This is a genomic window from Rurimicrobium arvi (genome assembly GCF_039540495.1).
Classification (GTDB): domain Bacteria; phylum Bacteroidota; class Bacteroidia; order Chitinophagales; family Chitinophagaceae; genus Rurimicrobium; species Rurimicrobium arvi.
This window is the reverse complement of sequence record NZ_BAABEZ010000004.1, coordinates 157,872-176,094: the sequence shown is the minus strand read 5'-3', so window position 1 is coordinate 176,094 and position 18,223 is coordinate 157,872. Positions and strand designations below refer to the sequence as shown.

The window sequence follows — 18,223 nt, the reverse complement described above, 5'->3', positions numbered from 1 at the left end:
TATCTAATTCTGTTTTTCCTTTTCTGATAAACGACACGCAGACTAGCTGATCAGTTTGCTTCTGTTGATCATCAGATCTTCGTTTGTTCCGGCTGTGATCTTCTCGGTATTTCTGATCTTGGACATATAGCTTACGTTCGGCAATACGTGTATCTGCTCCAGAACGTAGAATACTCTTTCTTTATCTGTGTTGTTTCTGAGCTGAGCGATCTTACTGTTAGGATCATTTACGTTTCCGAAAGTGATACATCCGTTCGCACATGCTGAAGAACAAGCTGTATACACATGAGAATCATTCAGCGGAATGCCCGCTTTCTTCGCGGCAAGTTTTCCTTCCTGCTGACGCTGCACACAGAAAGAACATTTTTCCATCACACCACGGCTGCGGACAGTAACATCCGGATTCAGCACCATGCGTGTAAGATCATCGTTCATATCATCGCGACGGTCGTCTTCATACAGGTTGTCTGCAAAACAGTCTGCACCGTTCCAGTCCATCCAGTTGAAGTGACGCACTTTGTAAGGACAGTTGTTCGCACAGTATTTCGTACCGATACAACGGTTATAAGTCATCTGGTTCAGGCCTTCGCTGCTGTGGCTGGTAGCATTTACCGGACAAACGTTTTCACAAGGAGCGTTGTCACAATGCTGACACATCATCGGCTGGAATACCGTCTGAACGCTGTCCGGATTGTTAGGATCGCCGCTGAAATAACGGTCAATACGCAGCCAGTGCATTTCCTGAGACTTCAGAACGTGTGTCTTACCTACAACAGAAATATTATTCTCCGCCTGACAAGCCACCACACAAGCTGCGCAACCGGTACAGGTGCTCAGATCGATAGACATACCCCAGTGAATCGCTTCATAACGGGGTTTCTCTGTATGATCAGGGTACAAGGTACCTTCATCACGGAACTTAGCGTCCATGTCCGGATCATATCCTTTCGCCGGAGCTTCATGATGTTCCCATGGCTTCTCAGAAAAATGGCCGATCTCTGCATAACGTTCTCTCAGCAAAGCTTCGGGATCTTTACTGAATTCTTCCAATGTGAATTCATGTATGATCGGACGACCTTCATAGCTGTGATGCGTCTGTGTGATCGCAATCGGATGGCTGGAAGCGTCCGCAGCTATTTTGATAGCGGTATTTGTATAATCAAATGTCTGTGTCGCAGCATTATAGCGAACGAACGGATAAGCGTTTTTACCACCTACAGGCTTGCCGTTTTTATCCACCCCTGTGGCAGCGGCACGTCCCACACCTTTATCGCGGCCATAACCGAAAGCTACAGCAACCACATCGTTGTGCATACCTGGTACCACTACAATCGGCAACAGCAATTCTTTACCGTTCCAGGTGATTTTAGCCTGTTTCTTATTTGCTTCAACCTCGCTGATAGAATTCAGTTCGGCATCAAATTTCTCCTTGGCAGTTTTGGGAGACATACAAATGTAGTTGTCCCATGTTGCCTTAGTGATCGGATCTGGTAACTCCTGCAGCCAGGGGTTGTTACTCCATACCCCACCGTAACCGATAGCAACATTCTGATACAGAACCAGTTCCATCTCAGACCCTTTAGGGGCAGACTGGATACCAGCCAGCGCCGCGCTCAGGTTACCGGCAAAAGATGCACCACCCATAGCAGGAGCTGATGGCTCAATAACACCTTCCTGCAAAGCAATATCAATTCCTGATTGACCTCCGAGTTTCGCAGACCAATAGTTGTTCCAGATATCATGGTATGTCTGACCAGCGCCGGCCCAGATCAGCAGACTATCCTGGAATGCACGTGTTTTGAACAACGGTGCGATTGCAGGCTGGATCAAACCGAAATAACCAGTCTTAGGCTCTGCATCACCCCAGCTTTCCAGCCAGTTATGATCAGGTGTAACGAACTTCACTTTTTGTGCAGTCTCGTCCATTCTGTCTGCAAAAGAAACAGATACAGGAACGTTGGCGAGCGCAGCAGTAAATTTGTCTGCTTCGTAGTAATCGTAAGCAGGGTTTACACCGTGCATCAGCAATGCACCAACGTTGCCGGCCTGCATATCGGCTACCAATGCAACCATATTTGCATCAATACCCTCTTTATAATTGCTTGTTACAGCCCAGTTGATAGTAGCACCATTAGCACCGATAGCGCTGTTGATGGCGTTTACTACCACCTGAATATTTTTGTCGTTGCTGCCGCAAACCACCAGTCCGTTTCCGGTTTTCAGATCGCTTGCTGCTTTTGCAATTACTTCATTCAGATGTTTATTAGCAAAAGACGGAGCTGTTCCGCTGGCTACTGCAGCGTAAAGCGCTGCTGCCACTGCTCCCAGTTCAGAAGGACGGCAGGTAGCGCGGTAGTCTGCAGAAGCACCGCTTACCGTATGCGTAGGTTCAATCTGATAATGACGGGACATGTTCAGATTTCCTTTGTTCACACGACGATTGCTCGCATATTGCTGAGAAAACTCAACAGGTGACAACCAGGTACCGAGGAAATCGGCATCCAGGCTCACGATTGTTTTTGCTTTGTCGAAATGGTAAGAAGGCAGTGTTTGTTTGCCGTAGCTTTCCATGTTTGCCTGCAGCATACCGGAATGAGAGATAGCATCGTATGTTACGTGCTTCGCATTAGGGTATTTTGCCAGGAATTTTGCCACCACTTCTTTAGTGGTAGGGCTGATAATAGTGGAGGTAAGCAGATAGATTGATTTACCTGCGGCCGCCGCCAGACCTTCCATAATCATCTTATCGATGTTGCTGAAGGTTTCCTCTTTACCGTTAGCGTGTGGCTGACGCAGACGGGCTTTATCGTACAGGTTTAGTACAGAAGCCTGCACACGTGCAGAAGTACCGCAACCGGTGATAGTAGATTTAGTATTTGCATCTATCTTGATCGGACGACCTTCACGTGTTTTCACAACAACAGCGCAGTATTCGCCGCCGTCTACGAAAGAAGATGCATAATAATTGGCAACACCCGGCTGGATATCCTCAGGCTTGATTGCATAAGGAATTACTTTACGCACGGGCATCTCGCAGGAAGCTGCAACAACCGCCGCCGCCGTGCTGAATCCTAAAAATTTCAGGAAGTCACGACGTGGGGTTTCTGCCTGAAGCAGACCACCGCTTATATCAAAAGGTAAATCCTCCTTGAATTCATTCGCCTTAGACTCTTGAAAAGCCGGCGTTTCGTGGAGTTCTTCCAAACCTTTCCAGTATTTTTTCTGACTCATACTATTTTTTACAATTAGCGGATAAGATTTTTTACTCTTCGCTTTTGAACAATTTTTGAATGCTTTGAACTGTTAGCTGTTACCGTGCTGCTAGTAGTGACATTTCTGACACTCCAGACCGCCGATGTCTTCAACTGTTACACCTGTGCGCTTTCCTTCTTTCAGTTCTGCGTGGTATTTCTGATACAGGCTGTAGTAGTTGTTGCTTTCGAACTGTACGTTAGTCTGACGGTGACAGTTTACACACCAGCCCATAGACAGTGGTGCGAACTGATATACTTCATCCATTTCCTCGATCGGACCGTGACAACGCTGACACTGGATCTGACCTACTTTGGTATGTTGAGAGTGATTGAAGTAAACGTGATCTGCCAGGTTGTGGATTTTCACCCACTCAATCGGCTTAGCCAGGATGTTTCCTGCTGCATCACGTTTGTACTCTTTCTTAACAGGATCCCAACCAGCATATGTATACAGTTTTTGGATCTCTGCAGTTCCGTCGATCGTTTTGCCTTCATGGTTCACCAGCGGATGATCTGCAGCACCTGTATATTCAGAGATACCTTTGTGACAGTTCATACAAACGTTTGAAGAAGGAACCATCGCCTGACGGCTTTTTTCAGCACCGGCGTGACAATACAGACAGTTGATCTGGTTAATGCCCGCATGCACTTTATGCGAATAGAAAATAGGTTGTTCCGGCATGTAGTTCTGCTGGCGCCCCATATTGATACCACCGTTTACTATGAAGAAACCACAGAAGATGAATACAACAATAGCGATGATCGCGATGATCACTTTATGACGGTAGAAAGGAATTTCTTTTTTAACAGGCAGACCTTCAGCGGTATTCACCACACGGCGGAGACTTTTGTTTACTCTCCACAAAATGATTGCGAGACCCAGCAGTGCCAGGGTAATGATCGGGTATAACCAGCTTCCGCCGTCTTCTTTAGAAGCAGCAGTATCTTCTTTCTTCGCAGCGGCAGCAGGAGCTTTTACACTGTTTACGTAAGTTACCACTGCATCGATTTCCTCATCGCTCAGATTAGGAAATGCAGTCATAGCAGTTTTACCCCACTTGTTGTACAGGTCGTTCGCGTACTTATCGCCACTGGCGATCACTCCTGCAGAATTGTGTACCCATTTGTGCAACCACTCTTTGCTCGGAACACGTTTGTCCACACCCTGCAGAGCCGGACCCGTAGCGTCTTTCAAAGGGTTGTGACAGCTGGCGCAATTCGCCTTAAATAAAGCTTGACCATCGGGAGCAGCAAATGCTGAAAACTGGCTGAGTAAGAGGATTACAAACAGTGACAAGGCACTTTTCGTAATTTTTTGAATCAAAAGCATAAATTTATCTGGCACCTTAAAAGATTAGAATTAACATTCTTTTACACGAAAACGGAGCAAAAGTACAATACAAACTTGAGAATTTATACACATTTCCAAAAAAATATTTCTCAGTACTGGTGCGGCTTTCAGCTCCGTTTTGGAATATTTTTATTTCTATTTGTCATTTCATTGTCAGCCGCAATAGTGCAGTGAAATGTCACTGGTGTGACAATAGCTGTTTTGAAACAATTTCATGGCCGGATAATAAAGTTATCTCACCTGGCGTTCTCCAATAGTTCGCCTGATTCTGAATCCATCATCGATTGTTTTGCCCCGGAGTTCTAAGCCTTTGTATATTTTGTCAGTATTAGGAAGCGGCCCATCCCACTGAAACGATTGAGAATAAGGATATTCATAAAACTCATACCCTCCTATTACCTGCTTTTGATACGGGCTAACCCAGGTTTTTTCCGGATAAATAATATTGCTGATACCCGTACCTCTATTGATATCCAGATATTCGACACCATTTTTAAATTTTATATCACGAATATGAAAATATAATATCAGTGTGGCTGCCTGCAATAACAGCGATACAGATACGATTAATGCAAAAAACAAAGACTCTTTAATAAAGAAACGACTTAATAAAAAGCTGCCTGACAAAGAAATCCACGCAAAAATCCATGCATACCCGAATCGGGGATCAGCAACGGCTAATATCCAGAATGCAAAGCCAAAACTTGCGATAAGTGCAAAAGTAATATTAGGTAATATCAGCTTTCGGAAGTTAAGAATGGCAAACATAATAGAGCAGACACCCATCACCACAGCAAGCTTTTCGTGAATTCTCAGGTTATTTTTAAACCAGATAAGATACTTATCAAAAAATCCTAAGTCGTTGACATACACTGCGTCCGGACTATATAGCTTAAATCCCAGGTTTTTTATGACCTCTGCCTGTCGCAGTAAAATATCATGAGGAATCTGCCAGTCTGCTTTATATACGGTAAAGTCAATCGGATACACCAGGTAGCCCGACATAACGAAATTCCTGACCAGCCAAAGACCGATCATTAAAATACTCAACAGGGAAAACGAAAAAACGGTTTTATACTCTTTTGCCTTCAGTTGCCGATAAAGGAAAAGCAACGCAAAAAGTACCAGAGGAAATGATGAAATTTTGACCGTTACCAAATAGATAGGAATGAAGGCCAAAAGGGTTTGTTCCCTGGGACTTTTGCCCTCAACCAAAAGTTCTGACAGAAAAAACAATGTCAGCAAAAAAACAATATAGTCAGGCGAGGGAGCATTAACATGATAAATAAAATAAAAGTGTGGCCAATGGATAAAAATGATCAAAAGGGCATAAATCCATTTATGGGTCAGGTTTTTTGCACGTTCGAAATCGACCAGAAACCTATATAAGAATACGATATAAAATAGTCCGTTTATTTTATTAGTCGCGTAATGCAGCCACTCCGAAGTATTGAAATAAGCTGTTAGTAAGTGGAAATTAGAATTAAATGCAAAGCGATCGTGTAGATTGCCCAGACCTGTAGTAAGCCGGTAATGTTGCATCCATTTGATGAAAGGCATATGGTAGGCGCCATCATCGTCTGCAATTGATTTTAAACTGGACACAAACAGGACAAACAGAAGGCAGAAGCACCAGAACACCAGACTATACCTGTTTATAAACTGCGGTAATTCATTCTTCCACTTCTTTAAACTGCCATTAAAAATTGCCCAGGCTATTGATATTACTGTAATTGACAGCCAAAAACCGGGATATAGAGGACAGCAGAAATTGAGAATTGCAGCAATAAATGTCTGTATGAAAACACCCGTTAAAAACAAATAAACAACATCCTTAATGTGAATTCTTAACAGATACTTATCTGCAAGCAATGCCAGAGAAACGCTACCCAAAAAGAAAATTATCCATTGCAACAGGATCAAAATCATAAAACAGCATTAAAAGTGAAAGGTATATAAAATTATCTAAAACATTAAATTTCAAACACATCGGGCTGAAACAGCCAAGGCCTTTTTCGGAAATAACTGATGCCGAGTTCTGTCCACCCCCGGATCGTTAAGCTCCACGTTTCCCGAAAAGCAACAGACTTAAAGCAATCATCGCTACCTTCAACTACAGTTGATGAGCAGGCCTTTATCTAATAAAACCCTACTGCCATATCCACTCAAAACTACCATGCACCAGGTCCCTGTCCGTTCCATCCGGTAAACGGACTTTGAGTCGGCCATCAGAAGCGCAGGATACAATCTGTACCTCCGTCAAAGCACCGCCTAAACTGATAAGCTGCAGTTGGCCTCTCTTGTACAAATATTGGTTATAAACCTTCAGCGCCTCGTCAGCAGGGGTATGACGTAATTTATAGAGTAGCCTAGCCCTGATATGCTGCGCTATATCTGCCAGGCCGACAGACTCCGGCAAACCCAATTCACTCATCAGAGAACCGGCATGAGGCAATTCCGGAGGAAAGGATCTTTGGTACACATTGATACCTATACCCGCTATGGCATGAGTCCACAAAGCGCCACGCAATACGTTCTCAATAAGTATGCCGGCTGCCTTTTTGTCATTAATAATGATGTCGTTGGGGTATTTAATAAAAATATCAGAATAAGATAATATATCGCGTAAAACTTCCGCTACCGCCACGGCTACCAGCGCTGAAAGCTCAAACTGACGGTCTACGGGGCGAGAGGGCTCTAAAACAATACTCATTAAAACGGACTCTCCGGGACGGTCCTTCCATATATTGCCCCGCTGACCTTTACCCTGTGTTTGACAATTTGCGAGAATAGTAAGACCATGATATGCCTTATCGGCATCTATTAAGCCTGCGGCATAATTGTTGGTACTATCTACAGAGTCTAAGCGGATGACGGGCGCGTCTAGCACATCTTTAACGTTTGATGACAAAGTTTTTTTTAATTTTGATGGTTAAAAGTACAATTTCCGATCTTTCGATTTACATAAACTGCTTCCAATCTTGAATTCCAATAAAACTGAGACGCTCGAGAAAGCGACAACAGATAGCAAATCAGCATCTAAACGCCTGCCAAGGCTCAATACCAACAGTAAAATTTATAAAACCGTTCTGAAGGCGATTGAGGATAAAAAAGGAGAACATATTGTGAGCCTGGATCTGCGTAAGATCGAGGAAGCAGTATCGGACTATTTTATCGTGTGCGAGGCTAATTCCAATACACAGATAAGTGCCATAGCGGCCAACATAGAAAAAGAGGTGAACGAGCAATGCGGCGAAAAGCCGTATCATACCCAATACGGGCAACATTGGACACTTCTTGATTATGTGAACATCGTTATTCATATCTTCGACCGGGAGCAGCGTAAGTTTTACGATATTGAGGGACTTTGGGCAGATGCGGTACACGCGGAAATCTCCTGAGTAAACAATTTTTAATTAAACGATCATCGGGCTGAAACAGCCAAATCCAATGCAAGAAAACAGTCAATTCAACAAAAACACCGACGGTAAAAACACGCCGAACAGAGGCCCGAAATTCAATATATATTGGATTTTCGGCATCATCATGCTCGTACTTGTCGGTATGACGATGTTCTCCAATAACTTCAGCAGTACCGTCGACACACACAGTTTCCTTGATTTTCAGAACAATTACCTGAGTAAAGGAAACGTGGAAAAGATCACTATCGTAAACAACGAAGTGGCTGAAGCAAAACTCGTCGGCACCACCCCGGCGGACGCCAGCAATCCCATGAGTCAGCTCAACAGCGGACGGGAGCTGCTCTATTCGTTTCGCATAGGCTCTGTAGAACAATTCAATAAGGACCTGGAGGCTGCCTATACCACCAATCCTTCTCTGAAGAGAGTTCCGATCATGTACGAAAGTCGCGGAAGCTACATGCGTGAGCTGTCCGGCATTTTACTACCGGTAATTATCCTCGTCGCAATGTCTTTTATGGCAATGCGCAAACTGGGCGGCGGCGTAAACGGCGGCGGCGGCGGTGGTATTTTCAATATCGGAAAATCCAAAGCGCAATTGTTCGAAAAAGGAACGAAAGTGAATATAACCTTCAATGATGTTGCCGGTCTGGACGAAGCGAAAGTGGAAATAATGGAGATCGTCGACTTCCTTAAAAACCCGAAGAAGTACACGGCGCTTGGGGGTAAAATACCGAAAGGTGCGTTGCTCGTCGGCCCTCCCGGAACGGGTAAAACACTGCTTGCAAAAGCTGTTGCCGGAGAAGCGCAGGTGCCTTTCTTTTCTATGTCCGGATCAGACTTTGTAGAGATGTTTGTGGGAGTGGGAGCAAGCCGTGTAAGAGATCTGTTCAAACAGGCCCGTGAAAAAGCACCTTGTATTGTCTTCATTGACGAAATTGATGCTATAGGCCGTGCACGCGGAAAAAATATGATGATGAGCAACGATGAACGTGAAAACACGTTGAACCAGATGCTCGTTGAAATGGATGGCTTCAGCGGTGAAAGCGGAATTATCGTACTTGCCGCAACGAACCGCCCCGATGTACTGGATGCCGCTTTGTTACGCCCGGGCCGTTTCGACCGCCAGATCTCGATCGACATTCCGGATGTAAAAGGCAGAGAGAAAATTTTTGAAGTGCATCTCGCGCCGATTAAAAAATCAAAAAATCTCGACATCCATAAGCTTGCGCTTCAGACTCCGGGTTTTGCCGGTGCGGACATCGCCAACGTATGTAACGAAGCCGCTCTGATTGCAGCACGTAACGGCAAAAATGAAGTAGACATGCAGGACTTCAATGATGCGATTGATCGTATCATAGGAGGACTGGAAAAGAAAAACAAAATCATTTCTCCGGAAGAGAAAAAAGTAATTGCTTACCATGAGGCTGGCCATGCGGTTTCCGGCTGGTATCTGGAACACGCTCATCCATTGGTGAAAGTTACCATTGTACCGCGCGGAGACGCTGCTTTAGGTTACGCACAATACCTTCCTAAAGAGAAATACCTCACGCTGCGCGAAGAACTGGAGGACCAGATCTGCATGGCGCTGGGCGGTCGCGCAATCGAAGAGATCATGTTTAAGAAAGTTTCTACCGGAGCGCTCAGCGATCTGCAAAGCGTAACCCGTATCGCTTATGCCATGGTAAGTGTATATGGTATGAATGACAAGATCGGTAACATATCTTTCTACGATCCTAATAACGAAAACAGTTTTCAGAAACCTTACAGCGAAGAAACCGGCAAACTGATAGACAGCGAAGTACGTTTGCTGATCGATCATTCATACAGCCGCGTGAAGCAGTTGCTTACTGAAAGACTGGAAGACGTGAAACTGATTGCCGAAGAACTGCTGAAGAAAGAAGTGCTGTTTAAAGATGATCTGGAAAGTCTGATCGGAAAGCGTCCGTACGGTGACGACTCCGGAGATCTCCTTTCTTATGCCGCTGAAGCAGCTGCAGATTTACCCAAAGGTCCGGCTACAGAGCCCGACACGGCGGTCTAGCCGGCCAGTTGATAAACAGACCAAACACATAAAAAGAGAGACCACTCATTGAGTGGTCTCTCTTTTTGTCGGATTATTATTTTTTAGAGTCCTGTAAGACAAATACCTATAGAATACTGCACCACCTGAGGGCCTGCATTTTCTTTAAACAACGGTGTAAGGCTGTAGCTTCCGTAAACGCTGAAGTTGCCATATCCGATACGCATGGTAGGAGCGAAATCCCACTGCTGGATAAAACGACGGGTTACCACTTTATCGCTGTATTTGCTGCCTCCGCTTCCGGAGACCCCTTTGGTATGGGATCCTATTGTGAGACCAATATTTGCACCGACGGCAGCCTTGAAGCCGACATTGCGGTTTTTATTATTCCCGAAAAAGCGAAGCTCCAGCGGCATTTCCAATCTTGTGGTGGTGAGCTTATAGCGCTTGTACGCAGAACTTGCAAAAAATATGGATTGTGAGCCGGTATCCTTGAAGTTGATATTTTGTCCGTCGAGATACACGTTCTGAGCATTTATTCCAAGACCCGCCGCAAAGCTGAAATTTGATTTCTTGATCGGGAAATCATACATCAGTGAAATGGCAAACCCTCTTCCCAGATTTTTGGTACTGACACTATCTGGCTTATCTGCCCATCCGCCAGTGGTAATTTTAATCATTACGAAATCGCGCGAGGGCTTTTCCACCGTACTTTTCTTTTCTTCCGGCTCCTTTGCGGTGGTTTGCGCACCGGCGTTCAAGCCTCCGAGCAAAGCTGCACCCAGCAATACAAGGGTTTTATTCATATGCTTCATTGTGCGTGCAAAGATAGCGGCAATCAGCGGACGAAACGTTAAAAAAACCCTTCATTTGGCGTAGTGAAAAAAGTGTTTCGTAAATTATTCTATTAAACTTTTATCTTACCGGAAGGTCATAACCAAAAATCGTTTTTTATGAAAAAGAGAAGCATACTGATGGTTACCTTATTGCTTGTAACCTTATCGACATTACTCAGTTCCTGTTATGTGGGTTATTATCCGGCGCGCGGAAGGGGCTATTACAACCGCGGCTATCATCATCGTCATTACCCTCATCACTATCATCATTATCGTGGCTGGTAAAAACAAGGCTGCTACCAGTTTTGAGGGGTAAAAATTTCTGCTAAAAACAAAACAAATTTAGGTTTTTCGGAAAAAGCAGTTACCTTTGCTGCCCAAAGAAATACGGAGGTAGTAGCTCAGTTGGTTAGAGCGCCAGTTTGTGGCACTGGAGGTCGTGGGTTCGAGACCCATTTATCTCCCTTCTTATTCGCCCCCCGGCTTAAGTCGGGGGGTTTTTCTATTCAGGACTTTTTACAGGTCTTTATTATCTTTGACAGAATTAATTTTTTAACACCTAAATATTGAATAAAAATGGCACTCGAAGTAACCGGAAGATTGATTGAAAAATATCCTACACAACAGGTATCTGAGCGTTTCAAAAAACGTGAGTTTGTTCTGGATATCACAGAAGAAATTAATGGAAACTCCTATCCCAACTTTGCAAAAATGCAGGCTGTACAGAATCGCTGCGACATGCTGGATAGTTATAATGTGGGCGATATGTTGAAAGTAAGCTTCAACATCCGCGGAAACAAATGGGAGAAAGATGGCCGCGTAAACTACATCACCAGTCTTGATGCATGGAGAATCGAGCGTGCTACCCAGGGCGACAGCAGCAGCTATAATGCCGCTCCGCAACAACAGCAATACGGCGGAGCTCCGTCTTCCGGCGCTTCCGGAAACTTCAACAGTTTCCCCGGTGGTAACAGCGGTGTGGCAGACGACCTGCCGTTCTAATCGACACTTTCCCCTGAATTTTTGTATTTAAGCTTAGAAACTGATGAATATTAGATTGCGTCTACTTTGCCTGCTGCTGGCATTTATTGTCGTTGCCAGCGGATGCCACAGCACTCCCGAACATGCCAAGTACATTCCGAAGAATGCGCTGATGGTAGCTGAGATCAATACCAAAGAGTTATCCAAAAAGATAGCCTGGAGTATGATCACGAATAACAGCCTCTGGGAAAAGCTTCGCGGCAAAAAAAACAAAGCAGACTCCATCCGTCAGTCTGAATTTATCAAAAACATGCAGGAAGCCGGCGTAGACGAGCTGAACACATTTTATGCATACCTCAATAACAATGGCAGCAATACGCAGGAAGCATGCTTTATAGCGCTCGTACCGCTTAAAGATGCCATGAAATGGGAAAGCTTTATTAAAAAGAGTTTCCCCGGCACAATCATCAAAGACAATGACAAACGTAAAGAGGCAAAACTGGATGAGCATATTTATGCCGGATGGACCAATAGCCTTATGATACTCGTTTCGTTACAGGAGACCGGTTCGTTCATTCCTGACGACGGAAGTGCTCCGCAAACTACCGATAATGAAACGAGAATGGCTGCTTACCTGGAGTCTGCTTTTTCTGTGAGCTCGGACAACTCCCTGCTTTCGGATAAACGTTTCGCACAGTTCGAAAAACACAAGCATGATCTTGGTTTCTGGGTAAATATCGACGCGGTTATGAGCAATTACGGTGCGAAAAATCTCGGAGCTGTAACCGGCGGCATTTCATTGTCTAACAATATGTGGCGTAATTCGGCATTTTCTGCAGCAACCAATTTTGAAAAAGGGAGAGTGCTTACGGAAATGATGATGTACAGTTCTGATGAATTCAAAGAACTGAATAAGCAGTACAGCAACAAAGATGTGGATGAAGATCTGGTAAAGCGTATTCCGAAAGAAAACCTGGATTACGTGTTCGGCTATCATATGTCTCCCGAAGGAACGCTCAAAACCATTGAAAAGATGGGCATGCTGGGTATGGCCAACGGCTTCCTGAAGGAGCAGAATTTAAGCGTTGAGGAAATCCTGAGTGCTATTTCCGGCGATATGGTATTTTCTATGAACAACTACCGCCAGACAAAAGAAACCATTCTTTTCGACAGCACTGATGCGAGTTCTGCATTCAATAGTTATAAAACCGACATGGATTTTCTGTTTGCACTGAAGATCAATAACAAACAGGCTTTTGAAAAGATCGTAAACCTTGCGGTTGCCATGCAGCTGATTGAAAGTGCGGGGGCTGATGTGTATAAGCTGAAATCCGGCACGAGCGACAGCGCCGCAATTGTTATCCGTAACGGATATGCTTCTTTCTCCAACAAATCCAGAGTGGCACAATCGTTTGCGGATGGACAATACAGCAGTCAGCCTTCCCTGAAGATCAAAGAGTATGTATTGAAACACCCGTTCGGGATGTTCTTCGATTTCAGCAGCTGGGCTAAAAGAAGTGAGGGCATGCTGGCCGCCACGAAGCCCGATTCGATGGTGTATGCCGCGTCGATCAAAACGTTTGACAATATCGTTTTTAACGGCGGAAAGCTTGAGGGAGACGGGTTTAAGTATCAGATGAGTATCAATCTCGTGAATAAGAACGAAAGCAGCATATTACAATTGCTTGACTTTGGCAAAGCTATGCAGGAAGCGCAGGTGATCCGCGATGAAGAGGCCCGGATTCTGATGCAGGAAGTAAGACAGCGTCAGGAGGCAATGGAGGCAGAACTTGCCGAATAGCATATTATTGCCATATTTTGATTTGAAAAATTTTGTTGTTAACTTGTACGAAAATTTATCATAATGAAAAGCTTAAAGTTCTTCGGCGCAATTGCCGCAGCAGCAATTTTGTCTGCTACGGTGCAAAGTTGCAAGAAGGAAAATGGTATCGACAATAATAACGTATTACAGGTTCCTTATGCTTTATATGCCAGCGATGCGATCGGCGGAATTGTAAAAACGAATGATGGAGAAGTTTTCACGAGCATGCTTCCCGGCGACGGCCGTCCTTTGCGTGCGTTAGCCACCTCCAAATCAAACGTCATTATGGTGAAAGACAGTCTGTTTTTCGTAAGCATGAACGGAGGCTTATCTTTTACGCCATTCCCGGTGGATAAATATAAAATGTCCAGTTCTGTTTACTGGCCACATTTTCTGATTAACACAAAGACCGATAACCGCATTTATCTGCCGACTTATTTTTCGAATTACGCAACGAATCTTGTGTTTACCGACAATAACGGGAACGACAGGTATTTCATGTCTGATACCCTTTGGAAAAAAGGAGGCGATACAGCATCTTTCTTTACTTCGTTCACGGAGCTCGACAACGGAACCTTATTTGGATACAGCACTTCTGGTAGTCGCTATTCAAACAGGGCACGTTTGTACAAAAAAGACAAAAAAGATGCTGAATGGGCACAGGTGACCACGAATCTTTTCCCGGATCCGGCTATAGGAATGGGAGGAGACAGTTTCTACGTTTCCCACATCGGCAACACAGTGATAGCTGCAGACTATGGCAGTCGCCAGGGTGTATGGTACAGTACGGATAACGGTACTACTTTTAAAAAGTATGCAGGCGTACCTAACGATATCATTATTTACGACACTAAAGCGGCATTTGACAAAGTAATGCTTGCTACCAGCAACGGTATCTACCTTTACGGTGACAATACGCAGTTCAATGCCTCAAACAGCGGGCTTGACGTTAAAACAATAGCTTATTCCATTGCCGTAAAAGAGAATATCTACAAAAACGGCGTTTCCAGAAGCTATGTATTTATCGCTACCAATACCGGTATTTACAGAAGCGAGGACAAGGGAAGAACCTGGATAAAAGTAAAACCGGGAGATTACCGTCTGGTATACTAGTCCATTTGAGGAGTATCCTCCCCTCCAAGCAAATCATTCAGGTCGCGCCGCTGTTTTTTAGTCGGGCGACCTGTTTTGCTTAAGCGCTTACCCGTGAAGAAGCTCGAGCTGAGCGGCTTCTCGGTTACTTTATCCTCTTCCGGAGTGAGATCGATGTAATGTTGCACCGCCACATCGTATGCTGCACGGTTTGCCAGCAACCCGCTTACTTCTATAATCCACTTTCTCGCCGGCGTCCTTATCTCATATTTATCTCCGATACCAACCGTACGGGAAGCCTTTACAGCCTGTCCGTCCGCAGTACGCACTTTACCGGAATCGATTGCCGCAGCAGCAAGCGTCCGGGTCTTAAAGATGCGGATCGACCATAAATATTTATCGAGTCTTAGTTTCTCCGCCATATTTTAATCTTTAATGAACAGCGCACGCAATTCCACAGCTTCGTCGACTTTCATTTTTCCACCAAGGATGAGCCGCAGCTGACGACGACGGAGGGCACCGTTGTATCTTTCCTTTTCCTCTTCGGTTTCCGGAATTACTTCAGGAACTTTTGTCGGCTTACCATCGGGGTTCAAGGCTACAAAAGTCAGGTAAGCTTCATTCGACACATATTTGGTCTTCTCCTGCAGATCTTCACCGGAGACTTTCAGGTATACCTCCATTGATGAATTGAAAGACCTCGTCACCTTGGTTTCTATAGATAAGATGTTACCGAGTTTTATCGGTCTTGCAAAGGAGACATTGTCTACAGATGCAGTGACCACCGGCTTGTTGCAGAGACGCATCGCAGCGATAGCTGCAGCGATATCCATCCAGTGCATCAAACGGCCTCCCATCAGGTTTCCAAGCGTATTGGTATCATTGGGCAATACCAGTTCGGTCATTACATTCGCTGTTTCCCGCGCAAATTTAGTTTCACTCATATAAGTAGGTAGCTCGTTTTGAGAATGCAAAAGTAAGGTATCGGGTAATTGGAAACGGATATTGAGAGTTTAACGCAACTTTTGGGATTTGTTCATAAAGGAACTATATTTTTGGGGGGAATAAAATTTGTACTACTATGAAAAAACTCCTGACAATTTTCTTTGCTGTTCTTTTTGTAAGCATCAGCAACATCTCTGAAGCCGCATTTCCGGTGAAACAACCAGTAAGCGCGCAGGCTGCTAGCGAGCCAGCTCAGGCCGCCACCCTTACAACAACCCCGGCACCTGCAGTAACTGAAATGCAAAAAACAATGCATACTAAAAAGGCAAAACGTACAGCCGATACAATACCTGTAGTATTGTATGTTATCCTTGCAATATTCTGGCTGGGATGGCTGGCAATGGGAATCAACGATGACTTCGAGGGTTACGACTGGTTGATCTCTTTACTGCTGTACATCCTGTTCTATCTGCCAGGTCTGATCTTTACCCTGATAAAAATGGGCAAATATTATTAATGGATCTACCAGACAATAAAAAAAGGGACTCCAACCGAAGTCCCTTTTTTTATTGGTTTTTTATCTTCTCCCAAATCTCATACAATGCCTCCTGCGGAGGCCGGTCAGCGGGCACTTCGCGCAATGGATCGCAGGCAATAAGGCTGTCGTAACAATCCTTCGGCAATTGCTGATAAAGGGCCGTTCCTTTGGTCTTCCAGGCGATCATTTCGTCACTCACTTCTTTAATTATTTTAGCCGGATTGCCTACCACCAGGGAACGTGAAGGAATCTGCATACCGGCGTTTACAAACGAAAGCGCGCCGATGATGCTTTCATCACCGATTATCACATCGTCCATGATAACGGCGTTCATACCTACCATACAATTATAGCCAACGGTACCTCCATGAATGATGGCACCATGCCCGATATGGGCAGCCGCTTTCAAAAGGACTGTTTTACCCGGGAACATATGGATAGTACAGTTCTCCTGCACGTTACAACCGTCTTCAATAACAATTGCCCCCCAATCTCCCCTGAGTGCAGCACCAGGACCTATATATACATCCCTGCCAATAATCACATTGCCCGTAACCACGGCCTGAGGATGCACAAACGCAGTAGCGTCAACAACGGGAACAAACCCTTTAAAAGAATAGATCATACACAAAAATAGCCTTTAAAAAACTCACACCTTTTTTCACGCCGCTTCCGCACCCGTTTATTGGCAGATAAGCTTAATTTAGCATTCCAAAATTTTTAGACGTACTAATGAAAAAACTTTCCCTTATTGCGGCTGCAATGCTGCCTCTTTGTGTACTGGCACAGGACGATCTGATCAAAAAGATCGATAAAAACAGCAGCGACAGCTCTAAAAACAAATATAAGTTTAAGCATGTAATCGATTTGGGTAATACTTCTGTGAAAAATCAGGCCAGTTCGGGAACCTGCTGGAGTTATTCCACCAACTCTTTCCTGGAAAGTGAAATGATCCGCAAAGGAAAGGAGCCCGTTGAACTGGCGCAGATATATGCCGCACGCAAGGTTTATGGTGAAAAGGCAGACGCGTATGTCCGTATGCATGGAGCCGTTTCCTGGGGTGATGGTGGTGCGTGTCATGACGTAATCAACATGTATGCAAAATACGGTGCGATGCCTCAGAGTGCTTATTCCGGGTTGCATTACGGTTTCAGCAAAAACAAATTCGCGGAGATGCAGGCTGTATTACAGGCCATGCTGGATGCGCTCGTGAAAAACCCGAACGGGAAACTGTCGCCAAACTGGAGAAAAGCTTTTGAAGCGGTTATGGATTCATACCTGGGCGAGGTGCCTGAAACATTTAAGTACAAAGGAAGAACGTATACACCTCAGAGCTTTGCCGATGAGGTGGTGGGTCTTAATCCCGATGATTATATCGAGTTGTCTTCATTTACCGACAAGCCATATTACAGAAAGACTATGCTGATGGTGCCGGACAACTGGAGCTTCGACAAGGTGTACAATGTAAAAATGAGAGATATCACTGATATCATCGATAATGCTCTCGACAAAGGTTACACTGTAGCCTGGGCAACAGATGTAAGCGAGAAATCTTTCTCCTGGAAAAATGGCGTAGCTTATGTACCGGAAAAAGAGTACGATGATATGAGCGATGACGAGAAGAAAGATATGTTCAATGGGCCGAAGCCTGAACGTGTCATCACTCCTGCAATGCGTCAGCAGGCCTTTGATAACTACAGTACCACGGATGACCATGGAATGCACATCGTGGGAAAAGCCAAGGATCAGAACGGGAAAGAGTATTACATCGTGAAAAACAGCTGGGGAACAACCAACGACTATAAAGGTTATCTGTATGTAACCAAAGCGTATGTGGAATTAAAAACAACAGCTTTCCTGCTGAATAAGCATGCAATTCCGGGTGAACTGCGGAGCAAAATGAATATCAACTGATTCCGGTAATGTATTTTTCTTTAAAATCCCTGTCCATTGCGGCAGGGA

16 protein-coding genes and 1 tRNA gene are annotated in these 18,223 nt (G+C 44.7%); 9 read left to right on the top strand and 8 right to left on the bottom strand.

Annotation, left to right across the window (positions count from 1 at the left end; translation table 11 throughout):
- Positions 1-42: 42 nt before the first annotated feature.
- From ABD846_RS03595 to ABD846_RS03580, 4 genes are all read right to left on the bottom strand, one after another.
- Entirely contained in the window at positions 43-3,231 is a 3,189-nt protein-coding gene (locus ABD846_RS03595) for a TAT-variant-translocated molybdopterin oxidoreductase (protein WP_344822749.1), read from the bottom strand.
- Positions 3,232-3,321: 90 nt separating this feature from the next.
- Positions 3,322-4,584: a c-type cytochrome gene (locus ABD846_RS03590; protein ID WP_344822747.1), complete on the bottom strand. Its 1,263-nt coding sequence runs from the start codon at positions 4,582-4,584 to the stop codon at positions 3,322-3,324.
- A 252-nt stretch (positions 4,585-4,836) separates the two neighbouring features.
- Positions 4,837-6,534: an LIC_10190 family membrane protein gene (locus tag ABD846_RS03585; RefSeq protein ID WP_344822746.1), complete on the bottom strand. Its 1,698-nt coding sequence runs from the start codon at positions 6,532-6,534 to the stop codon at positions 4,837-4,839.
- Between the two features lie 220 nt (positions 6,535-6,754).
- Positions 6,755-7,516 (bottom strand): biotin--[acetyl-CoA-carboxylase] ligase, encoded by a 762-nt coding sequence (locus tag ABD846_RS03580; protein ID WP_344822744.1) that lies wholly within the window; start codon positions 7,514-7,516, stop codon positions 6,755-6,757.
- Between the two features lie 70 nt (positions 7,517-7,586).
- Between ABD846_RS03580 and rsfS the strand changes: the two genes are divergently transcribed.
- Positions 7,587-8,006, top strand: coding sequence for a ribosome silencing factor (gene rsfS, locus ABD846_RS03575; protein WP_344822743.1), 420 nt, complete (start codon positions 7,587-7,589; stop codon positions 8,004-8,006).
- A gap of 49 nt (positions 8,007-8,055) precedes the next feature.
- Positions 8,056-10,068: an ATP-dependent zinc metalloprotease FtsH gene (ftsH, locus tag ABD846_RS03570; RefSeq protein ID WP_344822741.1), complete on the top strand. Its 2,013-nt coding sequence runs from the start codon at positions 8,056-8,058 to the stop codon at positions 10,066-10,068.
- 83 nt (positions 10,069-10,151) lie between these two features.
- Here the strand turns inward: ftsH and ABD846_RS03565 are convergent, their stop codons facing one another.
- The gene (locus ABD846_RS03565; RefSeq protein ID WP_344822740.1) at positions 10,152-10,853 is read right to left on the bottom strand and encodes an outer membrane beta-barrel protein; all 702 of its coding nucleotides are present in this window, start codon (positions 10,851-10,853) and stop codon (positions 10,152-10,154) included.
- 147 nt (positions 10,854-11,000) lie between these two features.
- Here ABD846_RS03565 and ABD846_RS03560 point away from each other — a divergent pair, with 147 nt between their 5' ends.
- From ABD846_RS03560 to ABD846_RS03540, 5 genes are all read left to right on the top strand, one after another.
- Positions 11,001-11,168, top strand: coding sequence for a hypothetical protein (locus ABD846_RS03560; RefSeq protein WP_344822738.1), 168 nt, complete (start codon positions 11,001-11,003; stop codon positions 11,166-11,168).
- A 105-nt stretch (positions 11,169-11,273) separates the two neighbouring features.
- A tRNA-His gene (locus ABD846_RS03555) sits at positions 11,274-11,347 on the top strand.
- A 112-nt stretch (positions 11,348-11,459) separates the two neighbouring features.
- On the top strand, positions 11,460-11,885 hold the full coding sequence (locus tag ABD846_RS03550) for a DUF3127 domain-containing protein (RefSeq protein ID WP_344822736.1): 426 nt from the start codon (positions 11,460-11,462) through the stop codon (positions 11,883-11,885).
- Positions 11,886-11,928: 43 nt separating this feature from the next.
- A complete protein-coding gene (locus ABD846_RS03545; RefSeq protein ID WP_344822734.1) occupies positions 11,929-13,665 on the top strand; it encodes a DUF4836 family protein in 1,737 nt (578 codons plus the stop codon).
- 63 nt (positions 13,666-13,728) lie between these two features.
- On the top strand, positions 13,729-14,799 hold the full coding sequence (locus ABD846_RS03540; RefSeq protein ID WP_344822733.1) for a WD40/YVTN/BNR-like repeat-containing protein: 1,071 nt from the start codon (positions 13,729-13,731) through the stop codon (positions 14,797-14,799).
- Here the strand turns inward: ABD846_RS03540 and ABD846_RS03535 are convergent.
- Entirely contained in the window at positions 14,796-15,200 is a 405-nt protein-coding gene (locus ABD846_RS03535; protein ID WP_344822731.1) for an RNA-binding S4 domain-containing protein, read from the bottom strand. The genes ABD846_RS03540 and ABD846_RS03535 overlap by 4 nt on opposite strands.
- A 3-nt stretch (positions 15,201-15,203) precedes the next feature.
- Entirely contained in the window at positions 15,204-15,722 is a 519-nt protein-coding gene (locus ABD846_RS03530) for an acyl-CoA thioesterase (protein WP_344822729.1), read from the bottom strand.
- A gap of 137 nt (positions 15,723-15,859) precedes the next feature.
- On the opposite strand from ABD846_RS03530, the gene ABD846_RS03525 reads away from it, so the two are divergent.
- The gene (locus ABD846_RS03525; protein ID WP_344822727.1) at positions 15,860-16,240 is read left to right on the top strand and encodes a hypothetical protein; all 381 of its coding nucleotides are present in this window, start codon (positions 15,860-15,862) and stop codon (positions 16,238-16,240) included.
- A gap of 49 nt (positions 16,241-16,289) precedes the next feature.
- On the opposite strand, the gene ABD846_RS03520 is transcribed toward ABD846_RS03525, so the two are convergent.
- Positions 16,290-16,886: an acyltransferase gene (locus ABD846_RS03520; RefSeq protein ID WP_344822725.1), complete on the bottom strand. Its 597-nt coding sequence runs from the start codon at positions 16,884-16,886 to the stop codon at positions 16,290-16,292.
- Between the two features lie 107 nt (positions 16,887-16,993).
- Between ABD846_RS03520 and ABD846_RS03515 the strand changes: the two genes are divergently transcribed.
- Positions 16,994-18,175 carry a C1 family peptidase gene (locus ABD846_RS03515; protein WP_344822724.1) on the top strand — a complete coding sequence of 394 codons (1,182 nt, stop codon included), beginning with the start codon at positions 16,994-16,996 and terminating at the stop codon, positions 18,173-18,175.
- Positions 18,176-18,223: the final 48 nt, after the last annotated feature.

Excerpts from the sequence above, each read along its gene's own strand:
- ABD846_RS03595 (WP_344822749.1), bottom strand. The coding sequence starts at position 3,231 with ATGAGTCAGAAAAAATACTGGAAAGGTTTGGAAGAACTCCACGAAACG.
- ABD846_RS03590 (WP_344822747.1), bottom strand. The coding sequence starts at position 4,584 with ATGCTTTTGATTCAAAAAATTACGAAAAGTGCCTTGTCACTGTTTGTA.
- ABD846_RS03585 (WP_344822746.1), bottom strand. The coding sequence starts at position 6,534 with ATGATTTTGATCCTGTTGCAATGGATAATTTTCTTTTTGGGTAGCGTT.
- ftsH (WP_344822741.1), top strand. The coding sequence starts at position 8,056 with ATGCAAGAAAACAGTCAATTCAACAAAAACACCGACGGTAAAAACACG.
- ABD846_RS03565 (WP_344822740.1), bottom strand. The coding sequence starts at position 10,853 with ATGAATAAAACCCTTGTATTGCTGGGTGCAGCTTTGCTCGGAGGCTTG.
- ABD846_RS03560 (WP_344822738.1), top strand. The coding sequence starts at position 11,001 with ATGAAAAAGAGAAGCATACTGATGGTTACCTTATTGCTTGTAACCTTA.
- ABD846_RS03550 (WP_344822736.1), top strand. The coding sequence starts at position 11,460 with ATGGCACTCGAAGTAACCGGAAGATTGATTGAAAAATATCCTACACAA.
- ABD846_RS03545 (WP_344822734.1), top strand. The coding sequence starts at position 11,929 with ATGAATATTAGATTGCGTCTACTTTGCCTGCTGCTGGCATTTATTGTC.
- ABD846_RS03540 (WP_344822733.1), top strand. The coding sequence starts at position 13,729 with ATGAAAAGCTTAAAGTTCTTCGGCGCAATTGCCGCAGCAGCAATTTTG.
- ABD846_RS03535 (WP_344822731.1), bottom strand. The coding sequence starts at position 15,200 with ATGGCGGAGAAACTAAGACTCGATAAATATTTATGGTCGATCCGCATC.
- ABD846_RS03530 (WP_344822729.1), bottom strand. The coding sequence starts at position 15,722 with ATGAGTGAAACTAAATTTGCGCGGGAAACAGCGAATGTAATGACCGAA.
- ABD846_RS03525 (WP_344822727.1), top strand. The coding sequence starts at position 15,860 with ATGAAAAAACTCCTGACAATTTTCTTTGCTGTTCTTTTTGTAAGCATC.
- ABD846_RS03520 (WP_344822725.1), bottom strand. The coding sequence starts at position 16,886 with ATGATCTATTCTTTTAAAGGGTTTGTTCCCGTTGTTGACGCTACTGCG.
- ABD846_RS03515 (WP_344822724.1), top strand. The coding sequence starts at position 16,994 with ATGAAAAAACTTTCCCTTATTGCGGCTGCAATGCTGCCTCTTTGTGTA.